We start from the raw sequence: 14,481 nt of genomic DNA, 5'->3' as shown, positions 1-14,481 counted from the left end.
TTCATCATGGCGCTATCGACTGCTTCGAATTTTGCCAAGCCCGACGACGCGTTTCGTGCCATCGTCGAGGCGCATCGGGGCTTAAGCGACGAACAGAGCGCCGATCTCGACGCCGCGCTGGTTCTGGTGCTTGCCAATCACATCGGGGATATCGCCGTGTTGCACGAAGCGATCGTGCTCGCCAAGCGGCGAATGCTCGACGCGAGCCAACAGCAACAACAGCAGCAATAGTTCACGTCTCGAACGAAGTCAGGAATCGAATTGATGGCCAAAGGTTTCGCGTCCACCACGGATCTGGCGGAGAAGAAGATCACCTTCTCCGAAATCGGCACCGATCTCTACGCGTTCACCGCCGAGGGTGATCCGAACTCCGCCATCATCGTCGGCGACGACGGCTGCCTGGTGTTCGACGCGCAGTCGACGCCGGCGATGGCCAACAAAGTGATCGAACGGGTTCGCACGGTTACCGACAAGCCGATCAAATATGTCGTGCTGTCGCATTACCACGCGGTGCGCGTGCTCGGCGCTTCCGCCTACAAGGCGCAGGGCATCGTGGCCTCGGCGGAAACCTACCGGCTGATCGAGGAGCGCGGTCAGCAGGATTGGGATTCCGAGTATGGCCGTTTCCCGCGCCTGTTCCAGGATGCCGAGAGCATTCCCGGCCTGACCTGGCCGACGCTGACCTTCGAAGGCGAGATGTCGATTTACTTAGGAAAACGCGAGGTGCGGCTGATGCAGCTTGGCGCCGGGCATACGTCGGGCGATATCGTCGCCTGGGTGCCAGATGCCGAAGTCATGTTCTCCGGCGATCTCATTGAATACCACTCGGCCTGCTATTGCGGCGACGCGCATTTGCGCGAATGGCCTGCCACGCTGAACGAAATTCGCGCCTTCAATCCCAAGGCGATTGCGCCGGGCCGGGGCGACGCGCTGAAGGGACTTTCGACCGGGCGCGACGCGATCGCGATGACGCGTGATTTCGTCACCTCGCTCTATGGTGCGGCGGAGAGCTCCGTCGCCAAGGACCGCACACTGAAGGAGACCATGGCCGCGACCCGCGAGGTGATGGATCCGAAATTCTCCAGCTTTGCCATTTACGAGCACTGCCTGCCGTTCAACGTCTCGCGCGCGTTCGACGAGGCTTCGGGGATCGACGATCCCGTGATCTGGACCGACAAGCGCGACCAGGAAATGTGGGCCGCCCTGCAAGGAGGAGGATGACCATGAATATCAACACCTCGCCCGATCAGATCGTTCGCAGCTCCGCGCAACTGACGCCGGGCTACATGTCCGGCTTCGGCAACAGTTTTGAGACCGAGGCGCTGCCCGGCGCGTTGCCGATGGGGCGCAACTCGCCGCAGCGCTGCGCCTACGGGCTCTATGCCGAACAGCTTTCCGGCTCGCCCTTCACCGCGCCGCGCGGCAGCAACGAGCGCTCGTGGCTCTATCGCATCCGCCCGTCGGTGAAACATTCGGGGCGGTTCGAAAAGGCCGATGCCGGGCTGTGGCGCACCGCGCCGTGCCACGAATACGAACTGCCGATCGCGCAACTGCGCTGGGACCCGGCGCCGATCCCGAAGGACGACATGACCTTCCTGCAGGGCGTGCAGACCATGACGACGGCGGGCGACGCCAACACCCAGGCCGGCATGGCGGCGCATGTCTATCTCGTCACCAAGTCGATGGTCGATCAGCACTTCTACAATGCCGACGGCGAGATGATGTTCGTGGCCCAGCAGGGCAATCTGCGCCTCGTCACCGAATTCGGCCGCATCGATATCGAGCCGGGCGAGATCGCCGTGATCCCGCGCGGCGTGAAATTCCGCGTCGAGATTTCGTCAGGCCCCGCGCGTGGCTATCTCTGCGAAAATTACGGCGGCGCCTTCACGCTGCCGGAGCGCGGGCCGATCGGCGCCAACTGCCTCGCCAATTCGCGCGACTTCCTTACCCCCGTAGCCAGCTATGAGGACAAGGACACGCCGACCGAGCTCTACGTGAAATGGGGTGGTTCGCTGTTCAAGACAACCTTGCCGCATTCGCCGATCGACGTGGTGGCGTGGCACGGCAATTACGCACCTTACAAATACGATCTGCGCACCTTCTCGCCGGTCGGCGCGATCGGCTTCGACCATCCCGACCCGTCGATCTTCACGGTTTTGACCTCGCCATCGGAAACCGCGGGCACCGCGAATATCGATTTTGTCATCTTCCCGGAGCGCTGGGCGGTCGCCGAAAACACGTTCCGTCCGCCCTGGTATCACATGAACATCATGTCGGAGTTCATGGGGCTGATCTATGGTGTCTACGACGCCAAGCCGGAAGGCTTTGTTCCGGGCGGCATCTCGCTGCACAACATGATGCTGCCGCATGGTCCGGATCGCCAGGCGTTCGATCATGCCAGCAATGGCGAATTGAAGCCGGTGAAGCTGACGGGCACCATGGCCTTCATGTTCGAGACGCGTTTTCCGCAGCGTGTCACCGCGCACGCAGCGAAGTCGGCGACGTTGCAGGATGACTACGCCGATTGCTGGAAGGGACTGGAGAAGCGGTTCGATCCGAACAAGCCGTAACACTCTGCTCGTCATTCCGGGGCATCGCGCAGCGATGAACCCGGAATCTCGAGATTCCGGGTCTGGTCCTTCGGACCATCCCGGAATGACGACAGTTAGAGTTTGTCGCGATACCAGCAGGATAGCATTGTGCCCCATCCCAACGACCCCAAACTCCGCTCCTTCATCGACGTCGCGGCCGATTCCCACTTCCCGATCCAGAATCTCCCCTACGGCGTGTTCTCCGCCAAGGACGGGCTCGCCCCGCGCATAGGCGTCGCGATCGGCGATTATGTGCTGGATCTCTGGCAGCTCGCACAGGATTGCCGCTTCGATGTCGTCGAACCCGCAGTGTTCGCAGCACCTCAGCTCAATGCGTTCATGGCGCTGGGGCCAAAGGTCTGGTCGAACACGCGCGCGCGGATCAGCGAGTTGCTGCGGCACGACCATCCCGAACTGCGCGACAATGAAAAACTTCGCAAGCGCGCGCTGGTGCCGATGGCTGATGTCAAGCTGCACATGCCGTTCGCCGTCTCCGGCTACACCGATTTCTATTCGTCAAAGGAGCACGCCACCAATGTCGGCGTCATGTTCCGCGGCAAGGACAACGCGCTGCAGCCGAACTGGCTGCACATGCCAATCGGCTATAACGGCCGTGCCTCGACCGTCGTGGTCAGCGGCACGCCGGTGCGCCGGCCGCGCGGGCAGTTGAAGCCGCCGACCGCCGATGTGCCGAGTTTTGGGCCCTGCAAGCGGCTCGATTTCGAGCTGGAAATGGGCGTGGTGGTCGGCCAGCCGTCGGTGATGGGCGAAATGCTCACCGAGAAGCAGGCCGAGGAAATGATCTTCGGCTTCGTGATCCTGAACGACTGGAGCGCACGCGACATCCAGCAGTGGGAGTACGTGCCGCTCGGGCCATTCCAGGCCAAGGTGTTCGCGACCTCGATCAGCCCGTGGGTGGTGACGCGCGAGGCGCTGGAGCCGTTTCGATTGCAGGGACCGGCGCAGGATCCAAAACCGCTGCCGTATCTGCAGCAGGTGCAGCCGAACAATTACGACATGGCGCTCGAAGTCGGCCTGCGCGCGGCGCAGATGAATGCGCTCAAGAACATCAGCCGCACCAATTTCAAATACATGTACTGGTCGTCGGTGCAGCAGCTCGTGCACCATGCGTCGTCGGGCTGTGCCATGAATGTCGGCGATCTCTTGGGGAGCGGCACCATCTCAGGTCCGGAGAAGGACCAGCGTGGCAGCCTGTTAGAGATAAGTTGGAACGGTACCGAGCCGGTGGAGTTGGCCGGCGGCGTGAAGCGGACGTTCCTGGAGGATGGCGATTCGCTGGTGATGCGCGGCTGGTGCCAGGGCGACGGCTACCGTGTCGGCTTCGGCGAGGTCGAGGGGACGATTTTGGCGGCGGAGTGACGCCGGTCGCCGTCATTGCGAGCGAAGCGAAGCAATCCATCGAGCCGCAAAGAAAGTATGGATTGCTTCGTCGCTTTGCTCCTCGCAATGACGCGGATGGCTCAGCGCTCTTGCGGCGGAATGTCCCGCAGCCTTGCCGAATGCGCGGCGACGTCCTCGACGCTGAATTTCAGATGGACCCGCTTATCCGATGGCAATTGCTTGGTGACGCACACGCCGGGTCGCCGCTCAGTGGCGGGACGGATCGGCCGCGGCGCGAAACCGCCGCCGCAGTTCGGGCAGACATTATGCAGCTTGTTGTCCACGCAATCCGCGCAGAACGTGCATTCGTAGGAACATATCCGCGCGTCCGCCGCATTCGGCGGCAGGTCCTTGTCGCAATATTCGCAGTTCGGCCGGAGTTGCAGCGCCATCGTCGCCTCGCGTGATGCGTTTCAGTCTATCATGGCAAATCGAACGGGAAACGCGAATGGCGGATTTCCCTCGGTTTGGGCCATGCACCGGATTTCGACGAAGTCAGTGATCCGTCACCCTGAGGTGGCCGTGCGCAGCGCGGCCCTCGAAGGGCGACGGCCACGGGCCGTTCATCCTTCGAGGCTCGCTCCGCTCGCACCTCAGGATGACGGATCACGAATCCTGACGCTTCATCTCCTTCAGCGGCAACCTCGCGCGCTCCTTCAACCGGTCCAGCACGATTGACGAGCGCACATGGGCGACGCTCTGGTGCGGCATCAGCACGTCGTTGACGAGGCTGGAGAGGTTCTTGAGGTCGCGCAGCACCACCTTCAAGACATAATCCGCATCGCCGGTCAGCGAGTACGCTTCCTGGATATCGTCGACGCGGTTGACCAGTTCACGGAATTTCTTGGCGTTGTCGGGCGAATGCGTCGCCAGCGTGATGTGGATGAAGGCGATCAGGTTGAAGCCGAGCGCCTCGCCAGCGAGGTCGGCGTGGTAGCCCGCGATCACCTTCTCCTCCTCCAGCCGCATCCGCCGCCGCGAGCATTGCGAGGCCGACAGGCCCACGAGATCAGCGAGCTGCTGGTTGGTCAGGCGGCCGTCGTCCTGCAACGCGGCCAGCATTTTGAGGTCGAAGGTGTCCACCGAGATCATGCGTAAAATGCCTGTTTCATGCACAAAGTGTGCGTCATTATAGCCGAATTCGGGTGCATTTGCATGCACCTTGCGTCCGATTTGACTGATATTGACAAGGTCAATTTTCGGGAGATTTCGCCATGGGTCCGTTTCCGCACGACGCACCAGCCGCCACCATCAGCGCCGACAATCCGATGGGCACCGACGGCTTTGAGTTCGTCGAATACGCGCACCCGAAGCCTGAAGAGTTGCACGCGCTGTTCAAGCTGATGGGCTACGCGCCGGTCGCCCGGCACAAGACCAAGAAGATCACGGTCTACCGCCAGGGCGATATCAATTATCTCGTCAACGAGGAGTCTGGTACCCACGGCCACGGCTTCGTCGCCGCGCACGGGCCCTGCGCGCCGTCGATGGCGTTTCGCGTGGTCGATGCGAAGCTGGCCTATGAGAGGGCACTCTCGCTTGGTGCGGAGCCGGCGGATGTGTCTTCGGCGCAGAAGACGCTCGACGTTCCCGCCATCAAGGGTATCGGCGGCAGCGTGCTCTATTTCGTCGATCGTTACGGCGCCAAGGGATCGGCCTATGACCTCGAGTTCGAATGGCTTGGCGCAAAGGACCCGCGCCCCGCTGGCGCCGGGCTCTATTACATCGATCACCTCACCCACAACGTCCATCGCGGCCGCATGGATGTCTGGACCGGCTTCTACGAAAAGCTGTTCAACTTCCGCCAGATCCGTTTTTTCGACATCGAGGGCCGCGCGTCCGGCCTGTTCTCCCGCGCCCTGACCAGCCCGGACGGCAAGATCCGGATCCCGATCAACGAGGACGCCGGCGATTCCGGACAGATCGAGGAATATCTCAACATCTATCGCGGCGAGGGCATCCAGCACATCGCCTGTGGCGCGCGGGACATCCACGTCACCGTCGAGCGGCTGCGAGAGGCAGGATTGCCGTTCATGCCGTCACCGCCGGATACCTATTTCGAGAAGATCGACACGCGCCTGCCGCGGCACGGCGAGGACGTCGTTCGCCTGCAGCGCAACGGCATCCTGATCGACGGTGAGGGCGTGGTCGAAGGCGGCCACACCAAGGTGCTGCTGCAGATTTTTTCGGCGAACGCGATCGGACCGATCTTCTTCGAATTCATCCAGCGCAAGGGCGACGACGGGTTCGGCGAGGGCAATTTCAAGGCGCTGTTCGAATCGATCGAGGAGGATCAGATTCGCAGGGGCGTGTTGAAGGTCGGTAACGCGGCCTGATCCGTCATTCCGGGGCGCGCGTTAGCGCGAACCCGGAATCTCGAGATTCCGGGTCTGGTCCTTCGGACCATCCCGGAATGACGGTTATCTCTTCCACGCGCTAGTTACATCGGCGATCTTGGCCACCTCTGGCTCGCGGATCGCTGACGGCGTGCGCGAGAAACGCGGCGCGGGCGCAGGTTGGGTCACGCCATGCCGCTCGACGAACACCTTGCGCGCCGCCATGTGCGGGTGTTTTGGCGCTTCCGCCATGGTCAGAATCGGCGCGAAGCAGATGTCGGTGCCTTCCATGATCTTGCACCAATCCTCACGGGTCTTACTCTTGAACACTTTTGTCAGCTTTTCCTTCAGCGCGGGCCAGGCCTTGCGGTCCATCTGCGCATCGAAATCAGCGTCGGTCAGGTCGGCATGTTTGCGCAGCAGCGCGTAGAACTGCGGCTCGATCGAACCGATCGAAATGAAGTTGCCACAGGAGCACTCATAGACGCCGTAGAAATGCGCGCCGCCGTCGAGGAAGTTCTGGTCGCGTCCTTCGGTCCAGCGTCCCATCGCGCTCATATCGAAGAACATCGACATCAGCGACGCGGCGCCGTCGCACATCGCGGTGTCCACCACCTGGCCCTTGCCCGACCTTGAGGCTTCCAGCATAGCGGCAAGCACGCCGACCACGAGGTAAAGCGCACCGCCGCCGAAATCGCCGACCAGGTTGAGCGGCGGCACCGGTTTTTCCTTCGTCCCGATCGCGGCGAGTGCGCCGGTTATCGAGATGTAGTTGATGTCGTGGCCGGCGGCGTTCGCCAGCGGGCCTTCCTGACCCCAGCCCGTCATGCGGCCATAGACCAGCTTCGGGTTGCGCGCGAGCACGACGTCCGGGCCGAGGCCGAGACGTTCCATCACACCGGGGCGGAACCCCTCGATCAGTGCGTCTGCGCCGGCGAGCAGGTCGAGGACCTGCGCGATGGCGGCTTTATCCTTCAGATCAAGCTCGATGACCTTGCGGCCGCGCACCGCGACCGCCTTCAGGTTCTTGCCGGCGCCGATGCGGTCGAGCGTAACGACCTCGGCGCCCATATCCGCCAGCAGCATGCAGGCGAAGGGACCGGGACCGATGCCGGCGAATTCGACGATGCGGAAGTCGGCGAGCGGGCCGGAGGTGCGGGCAGCGGATTGGGCGGCTGGTTTGTCGAGCACGTTTTTTCTCTCCCAAGGGGGACGTCTTAATTAGTTGATTAGCTAAATTGTCCCGCCGATGCGAGGCCATGGCAAGCTCTTTTGCCGAGAATCGAACCAAAATAAGAAAGCGGCGCGCATCGCTGCGCGCCGCTTTCGTGAAAGTTGTGTTCAGGCGCTATCAGCCCGCGGCGGTCACCGCGCGCTGCGCCATCACCTTGATCAGGTTGGCGCGATAGTCCGATGTTCCGTGAATATCGCTCATCAGGCCAGCGGCGGAAATAGTGACGCCGTCGATCGCGCCTGCCGACCAGTTGGCCTTGAGCGCGGCCTCGATCGCGGACACCCGCATCACGCCGTTCTGTGACGCGCCGGTGGCGGCGACGCGGACGTCACCTCCCGGTGTCCTGGCGACGAACACGCCGGTCAGGGCGAAGCGCGACGCCGGATGGTTGAACTTCGAATAGCCCGCTTTGGCCTGAACCGGGAACGACACGGCGGTGATGATTTCGCCGTCCTCAAGTGCCGTCGTGAACAGGCCCTTGAAGAAATCATCCGCCGATATCGAACGCTTGTTGGTCTTCACGGTGGCGCCGAGCGCCAGCACCGCCGCCGGATAATCGGCCGCGGGATCGTTGTTGGCGAGTGAGCCGCCGATGGTGCCGCGATGCCGCACGGCCGGATCGCCGATCAGTGAGGCGAGGTAAGAAAGCGCCGGGATCGCCTTTTTAACAGTGTCGCTGGTGGCCACGTCGTAATGGGTCGTCGCCGCCTTGATTACTATTCCGTCGCCGCTCGGCTCGATGCCGATCAGCTCCTTGATCTTGCCGAGGTCGATGACGTCGGATGGCGAGGCCAGCCGCTGTTTCATTACCGGGATCAGGGTGTGGCCGCCGGCCAGATATTTTGCGTCCGAGCCCTTGGCGAACAGGCTTGCTGCTTCGTCGATCGAAGAGGGGCGATGATAGGTTGTCTGGTACATGATGCTTCTCCCTCTCAGCCGTGGATCGCATGCCAGACGCGATCGGGCGTCGCGGGCATTTCGAGTTTGTTGTTGCCGATCGCATCCGTGATCGCGTTGATCACCGCGGCCGATGCGCCGATCGCGCCGGCTTCGCCGCAGCCTTTGACGCCGAGCGGATTGCCCGGACACAGCGTCGTGGTGTGCGACAGTTTGAACGACGGCAGGTCGTCGGCGCGCGGCATGGTGTAATCCATGAACGACGCCGTCAGGAGCTGGCCAGAGCTGTCGTACACCGCGCCCTCGAGCAGCGCCTGGCCGATGCCCTGGGCGAGACCGCCATGGACCTGGCCTTCGACGATCATCGGATTGATCAGCCGCCCAAAGTCGTCCGCCGCCACGAAGTTGACGAAAGAGCTCTTGCCGGTGGCGGCATCGACTTCCATTTCGCAGATGTAGGCGCCGGCCGGGAAGGTGAAGTTGGTCGGATCGTAGAACGCGCCTTCCTTCAAGCCGGGCTCCATGCCGTCAGGCAGATTGTGCGCGGTGTAGGCGGCGAGTGCGACCATCGGCAACGCGATCGACTTGTCTGTGCCGGTGACCTTGAACTCGCCGTTCTCGATGACGATGTCGTTCTCGGACGCCTCGAGCTGATGGGCCGCGATCTTCTTGGCCTTGGCTTCGACCTTTTCCATCGCCTTCAGGATCGCGGTGAGGCCCACGGCGGCCGAGCGCGAACCATAGGTGCCCATGCCGAACTGCACTTTATCGGTGTCGCCATGGACGATCTGCACCTGGCTGATCGGAATGCCCAGGCGTTCGGCGACGAGCTGGCAGAAGCTCGTCTCATGGCCCTGGCCGTGGCTGTGCGATCCCGTCAGGACTTCGATGGTGCCGACCGGATTGACGCGCACTTCCGCCGATTCCCACAGGCCCACGCCGGCGCCGAGACTGCCGACCGCCTTCGACGGCGCGATACCGCACGCCTCGATGTAGCAGGAGACGCCGATGCCGCGGAGTTTGCCCTCGGACTTGGCTTTCGCCTTGCGGGCTGCGAAGCCGGCATAGTCGATCGCCTTCATCGCCGCATCGAGCGAGGCATTAAAGTCGCCGATGTCATAGGCCATGATGACGGGCGTCTGATGCGGGAACTGCGTGATAAAATTCTTGCGGCGCAACTCTGCCGGATCGACCTTCAACTGCCGCGCCGCCGTCTCCATCAGCCGTTCCACCACAAAACTTGCTTCGGGCCGGCCCGCGCCGCGATAGGCATCGACCGGCACGGTGTTGGTGTAGACGCTGATCACTTCGGCGAAGATGTTGGGGATGTTGTACTGGCCCGACAGCAGCGTCGCATAGAGATAGGTCGGCACCGAGGAGGAGAACAGCGACATGTAGCCGCCGAGATTGGCGTAGGTTTTTACGCGCAACCCGGTGACCTTGTGGTCCTTGTCGAACGCCATCTCCGCCTTGGTGAGGTGGTCGCGGCCGTGCGCATCGGTCAAAAAGGCTTCGGTGCGATCGCCGGTCCACTTCACCGGACGGCCGACCTTCTTGGAGGCCCACAGCGCCACCATTTCTTCGGGATAGATGAAAATCTTTGAGCCGAAGCCGCCGCCGACGTCGGGGGCCACCACCCGCAGCTTGTGTTCCTGCGCGATGTTGTAGAACGCCGACAGCACGAGGCGGGCGACATGCGGATTCTGCGACGTCGTGTAGAGCGTAAAGTGCTCTTCGGGCTCGTTGTATTCCGCGATCGCCGCGCGCGGCTCCATCGCATTCGGCACGAGGCGGTTGTTGGTGATGTCAAGTGAGACGACATTGGCCGCTGATTTGAAGGCGGCATCGGTTGCGCCTTCGTCGCCTATGACCCAGTCATAGATCACGTTTCCCGGCGCTTCCGGGTGCAGTTGCGGCGCGCCCGGCTTGATCGCGGCGCGGATGTCCGGAACAGCAGGCAATTCCTCATAGTTGACGACCACGGCCTCGGCCGCGTCCTTGGCCTGGTTCTTGGTCTCGGCGACCACGACCGCGACCGCCTGGCCGACGAAACGCACGGTCTCCGGCGCCATCGCCGGCCATGCGCCCATCTTCATGCCAGTGCCGTCCTTGGAGGTAATAGCCCAGCCGCAGATCAAATTGCCGATCTTGTCGTCGACGATCTGCTGGCCGGTCAGCACGCCGACCACGCCCGGCATTTTCATTGCCGCTGACGTGTCGATGCTCTTGATCTTGGCATGCGCATGCGGGCTGCGGATGAAGTGCGCGTGGGTCATGCCCACCACTTTGATGTCGTCGACGTAACGGCCTTTGCCGGTAATGAAACGGCGGTCTTCCTTGCGCACGACGCTTGCGCCAATGCCTTCAACGCCCATGTCCTGTCCTCCCGACCGGAGTTATTGTTTCCGCCATTTCCATCGAAACGCGGTCTCTAATTCGAAAAATGCTGGCCTGCGGCTTCTATTCCGCTGCCTGCGAAACCTTCATACGGCCGGCCGCATCGAGTACCGATTTGACGATGTTGTGGTAACCGGTGCAGCGGCAGATGTTGCCTTCGAGTTCGTGCCTGACGGTCGCCTCGTCGAGGTTGCCGCTATGGCGATGCACAATATCGATCGCCGACATGATCATGCCCGGGGTGCAGTAACCGCACTGCAGGCCGTGATTGTCGCGGAACGCCGCCTGCATCGGGTGCAGTTCGTCGCCTTTTGCGATGCCCTCGATGGTGGTGACGTTCGAGCCCGCGGCCTGGCCGGCGAGGACGGTGCAGGACTTTACCGCCCGGCCATCGATATGGACGACGCAGGCGCCGCATTGGCTGGTGTCGCAGCCGACATGGGTACCGGTCAGGTTCAGATTTTCGCGCAGGAGATGGACGAGAAGGGTCCGGTCTTCGACTTCAGCCGAGACGGCCTTGCCGTTCACGGTCAGTTTGACTGTAGACACGCGTGGTACCTCCCGATGTTTTGTAATTATTCCAATTAGAAACAGCGGCGAGGGAACTTGCAACTAGGATTTTGGTCGCCCCTGCCATTGTGATGGCATTCGCGAGAAGCGCGCCAAGCGCCCGCGCTATCTCCGTCATCCCCGCGCAACGGCTTCGCCGTTGTCGCTGGAGGTGCGAGCGAAGCGAGCCTCGAAGGATGAGCGGCCCCGCTGGTGGCCGTCGCCCTTCGAGGGCCGCGCTGCGCGCGGCCGCCTCAGGGTGACGGATCACGCGGCACGTTGGGAGGTGCCATCGCAACAGCGAGATGCCCTGCCCTCGGACGGGGTCCGAGCGGTCCGACTCTAATCTCGTTGCAGCTTTTGCCCGGATTTACGTACCTTTATCCATTCTGCCTTAAGTTTGCGCACCGGATTGGGGGCTGGGCCTCCCGATGCCTGCTTTTCAGAACGAAAACGGGGGGATGACGTGCGATTTCTGAAGCGAAGCGGCTCGTCTTTCAAGCTCCCAACCCTGCGGTTCCGCGCCAAGATCATGCTCGGTTTTGCCGTCGTGCTGGCGATTTCGGCCGCCAGCATGGGTTTTGCCTATCTCGGATTCGAGCGTGTTTCTGATGGCGTGGATTCCTACCGGCGCAGCGTGCAGGAGGCGGATCTGTCGCGCGACATCGATCGCGAACTGATCTCCTATCGCTCGCTCGCCCGCTATTTCGTGGCCACCGGAAAGGAAGAGGACGGCAAGGCGGCGCTGGCCGCGGAAGCCGGCCTGAAGGAAGCGATCACGACCTCGATGAAGGGAACCACCAACCCGACACGGCTCGAGCAGATCGTCAAACTGGAGCGGGAATTCCGCACCTTCACCAAGATTTTCGCCGACATCCTCAAGGTCAAGGACGAGAGCACGCGCATCGCGCAAAACCAGCTTATGCGCACCGGCAACTCGCTGCGCTACAAGCTCGACGATCTCCCGAGCAATGCCGAAGACGACGAAATGCCGGTGATCACGCTCGGCGCGAAGAAGGTAACCGAGCAGTTTCAGGCGGTGACGGCGCTCGCCAATACGTTCGTGGTCAATTCGGACAAGACGGTCGCAGCCAGTGCGCTGGCGCGCCTGAAATTCGTCGAGAACTCGCTGAAGGCGATTTCGTCGACTAACGCAAAGATCCTGGAGGGGATCAAGGAAGTCTCGGGAATGCTGGAGGAATACCGGCAGTCGCTCGCCAAGCTGGTCGATAATTCCAAGGAGATCGAAGAGCTGACGCTGGAAATGACGGAGTCGGCCGCCGCCATCAACAAGGGCTCGGGCGTGATGAAGTCGGACCTGCTCGCCGATCAGAAACGGCTCGAAGCCGAGTCGGACGCGACCATCGGTGAGACCGAACGGCTGATACTGATCCTCGCCGCCGGCGGCTTCCTGCTCGGCTGTGTCTGGGCCTTCTTCCTCGGCAAGGGCATTTCCCGGCCGATGACCGCGATGTGCAGCGCGATGCGCAAACTCGCCGCCGGCAATTTCGAAGTCGTGCTGCCCGGCCTCGGCCGCAGGGACGAACTCGGCGAGATGGCAAGCGCGGTCGAGGAGTTCAAGGTGCAGGCCATCGCTCGGGCCGAGCGCGACGCCGCTACCCAGGAAGCGCAGAACAAGGCCGCGAGCGAAGCGCGCCGCGCCGAACTCATTCGTTTCGCCGATGAATTTGAGACCGCGGTCGGTGCCATCGTCGCCAACGTATCGTCGTCGGCCGTGCAGCTTGAAGCCGCCGCAGGCACGTTGACGCGGACGGCTGAAACCACCCAGAGCCTGTCCAGCCAGGTTGCTGGCGCCTCGGAAGAAGCCTCCACCAACATGCAATCGGTGGCATCAGCGACCGAGGAATTGTCGGCGTCCGTCGATGAGATCGGGCGGCGCGTCAAGGAAAGCAGTGAGATCGCGGAGGCCGCGGTGCGCCAGGCCGAACAGACCGACGGGCGGATCGGAAAACTGTCGCGTGCCGCGCAGGAGATCGGCGACGTCGTCAAGCTGATCACGGCGATTGCCGAGCAGACCAATCTGCTGGCGCTGAACGCCACCATCGAGGCCGCCCGCGCGGGCGATGCCGGCCGCGGCTTTGCGGTAGTGGCGTCGGAGGTGAAATCGCTCGCCAGCCAGACGGCGAAAGCGACCGACGAGATTTCCAATCACATCTCGGGCATGCAGGGCGCGACGCAGGAATCGGTCGCCGCGATCAAGGAGATCGGCGGCACCATCGGCAGGATTTCCGACATTGCCTCGACGATCGCCAGCGCCGTCGAGCAGCAAAGCTCGGCGACGCAAGAAATTGCGCGCAGCGTGCAAAACGTCGCGCAAGGTACGCAGGAAGCCGCCGCCAACGTCATGCACGTCAATCGCGGCGCAACCGAAACCGGCTCGGCTTCCGAGGAAGTGCTGAATTCGGCGCGTACGCTGTCGAGCGAAAGCACGCGGCTCCGCGAAGAGCTTGATCGCTTCATGGCGAATATCCGGGCGGCGTAGTTGTGGTCACTCTCCATCGTCATCGTCGCCCCTGCGAAAGCAGGGGCCCATAACCACCGCTGAATATTGTTTTGGCGCGTAACTGTCCGCGTGCCCTTTGCAATGGCCGCGGCGTATGGGTCCCTGCGTTCGCAGGGACGACGAAGTGTTACTCCCTCCCGAACTGGTGCTTCAACTCGACTTTCGCGCGCTCCAGCCTTGTGCGTTGCGTTTTCGGCAACGTCTTGCCGGCGCGGTTGATGTAGAAGGTCAGCATCGACAGCGCCGAACGATAAGCGCCCGATTTCCGGCGGGAGCTATGTTCGGCGGAGCGCTTGAGCGACGCCGCGATTTTCTTCGCGCTGGTCAGCTTGAAGACACCGCGTTTCAGATCGAGCGCATCGCTTTCCCGTGTCACCCGTTGCGACCATCGCTTCGGCGAGGATTTCTTCGCGGTTGTCCCGCGGCTGGTTTTTCGGGCCGCGGTCTTTCGTGGGCGTGTCGTCTTCCGTCGTTCAGCCATGGTCGGCTCCATTGCTGTTTTGCCGAAAACGGTCGTCCCATGGTTCGGTTCCTCGAACGCACTTTCAGTTGTCG

13 protein-coding genes are annotated in these 14,481 nt (G+C 62.4%); 6 read left to right on the top strand and 7 right to left on the bottom strand.

The annotated features are described in order from the left end of the window. Nucleotides 1-6: 6 nt before the first annotated feature. The 4 genes from V1283_RS36165 to fahA all read left to right on the top strand — a co-directional run bounded on the left by V1283_RS36165 (nt 7) and on the right by fahA (nt 3,971). Nucleotides 7-231, top strand: a complete 225-nt coding sequence (locus tag V1283_RS36165; protein ID WP_334391375.1) for a DUF2783 domain-containing protein — start codon at nt 7-9, stop codon at nt 229-231. Between the two features lie 33 nt (nt 232-264). After that, nucleotides 265-1,221 carry an MBL fold metallo-hydrolase gene (locus V1283_RS36160; RefSeq protein ID WP_334391374.1) on the top strand — a complete coding sequence of 319 codons (957 nt, stop codon included), beginning with the start codon at nt 265-267 and terminating at the stop codon, nt 1,219-1,221. A gap of 2 nt (nt 1,222-1,223) precedes the next feature. After that, nucleotides 1,224-2,570 carry a homogentisate 1,2-dioxygenase gene (gene hmgA / locus V1283_RS36155; protein WP_334391373.1) on the top strand — a complete coding sequence of 449 codons (1,347 nt, stop codon included), beginning with the start codon at nt 1,224-1,226 and terminating at the stop codon, nt 2,568-2,570. Between the two features lie 129 nt (nt 2,571-2,699). After that, entirely contained in the window at nt 2,700-3,971 is a 1,272-nt protein-coding gene (gene fahA, locus V1283_RS36150; RefSeq protein ID WP_334391372.1) for a fumarylacetoacetase, read from the top strand. A 101-nt stretch (nt 3,972-4,072) separates the two neighbouring features. Here fahA and V1283_RS36145 read toward each other — a convergent pair whose 3' ends face one another. Both V1283_RS36145 and V1283_RS36140 read right to left on the bottom strand, forming a co-directional pair. Then, nucleotides 4,073-4,384, bottom strand: coding sequence for a DUF1272 domain-containing protein (locus V1283_RS36145; RefSeq protein WP_334391371.1), 312 nt, complete (start codon nt 4,382-4,384; stop codon nt 4,073-4,075). Between the two features lie 214 nt (nt 4,385-4,598). Beyond that, nucleotides 4,599-5,084 (bottom strand): Lrp/AsnC family transcriptional regulator, encoded by a 486-nt coding sequence (locus V1283_RS36140; protein WP_334391370.1) that lies wholly within the window; start codon nt 5,082-5,084, stop codon nt 4,599-4,601. Between the two features lie 122 nt (nt 5,085-5,206). Between V1283_RS36140 and hppD the strand changes: the two genes are divergently transcribed. Then, nucleotides 5,207-6,325, top strand: a complete 1,119-nt coding sequence (gene hppD, locus V1283_RS36135; RefSeq protein WP_334391369.1) for a 4-hydroxyphenylpyruvate dioxygenase — start codon at nt 5,207-5,209, stop codon at nt 6,323-6,325. Between the two features lie 84 nt (nt 6,326-6,409). On the opposite strand, the gene V1283_RS36130 is transcribed toward hppD, so the two are convergent. The 4 genes from V1283_RS36130 to V1283_RS36115 form a co-directional block, all read right to left on the bottom strand. Then, nucleotides 6,410-7,516, bottom strand: a complete 1,107-nt coding sequence (locus V1283_RS36130; protein WP_334391368.1) for a CaiB/BaiF CoA transferase family protein — start codon at nt 7,514-7,516, stop codon at nt 6,410-6,412. Nucleotides 7,517-7,676: 160 nt separating this feature from the next. Beyond that, nucleotides 7,677-8,477: an FAD binding domain-containing protein gene (locus tag V1283_RS36125; protein ID WP_334391367.1), complete on the bottom strand. Its 801-nt coding sequence runs from the start codon at nt 8,475-8,477 to the stop codon at nt 7,677-7,679. Nucleotides 8,478-8,491: 14 nt separating this feature from the next. Further along, nucleotides 8,492-10,831: a xanthine dehydrogenase family protein molybdopterin-binding subunit gene (locus V1283_RS36120; protein WP_334391366.1), complete on the bottom strand. Its 2,340-nt coding sequence runs from the start codon at nt 10,829-10,831 to the stop codon at nt 8,492-8,494. 85 nt (nt 10,832-10,916) lie between these two features. Continuing rightward, a complete protein-coding gene (locus tag V1283_RS36115) occupies nt 10,917-11,402 on the bottom strand; it encodes a (2Fe-2S)-binding protein (RefSeq protein ID WP_334391365.1) in 486 nt (161 codons plus the stop codon). 532 nt (nt 11,403-11,934) lie between these two features. Here V1283_RS36115 and V1283_RS36110 point away from each other — a divergent pair. Beyond that, on the top strand, nt 11,935-13,905 hold the full coding sequence (locus tag V1283_RS36110; protein ID WP_334393300.1) for a methyl-accepting chemotaxis protein: 1,971 nt from the start codon (nt 11,935-11,937) through the stop codon (nt 13,903-13,905). A 148-nt stretch (nt 13,906-14,053) separates the two neighbouring features. Here the strand turns inward: V1283_RS36110 and V1283_RS36105 are convergent, their stop codons facing one another. Then, entirely contained in the window at nt 14,054-14,407 is a 354-nt protein-coding gene (locus V1283_RS36105; protein WP_334391364.1) for a DUF3175 domain-containing protein, read from the bottom strand. Nucleotides 14,408-14,481 lie beyond the last annotated feature (74 nt).

Origin of the sequence: Bradyrhizobium sp. AZCC 2262 (assembly GCF_036924535.1) — a bacterium.
Lineage (GTDB): Bacteria > Pseudomonadota > Alphaproteobacteria > Rhizobiales > Xanthobacteraceae > Bradyrhizobium.
This window is presented reverse-complemented; position numbering and strand designations above follow the sequence as displayed.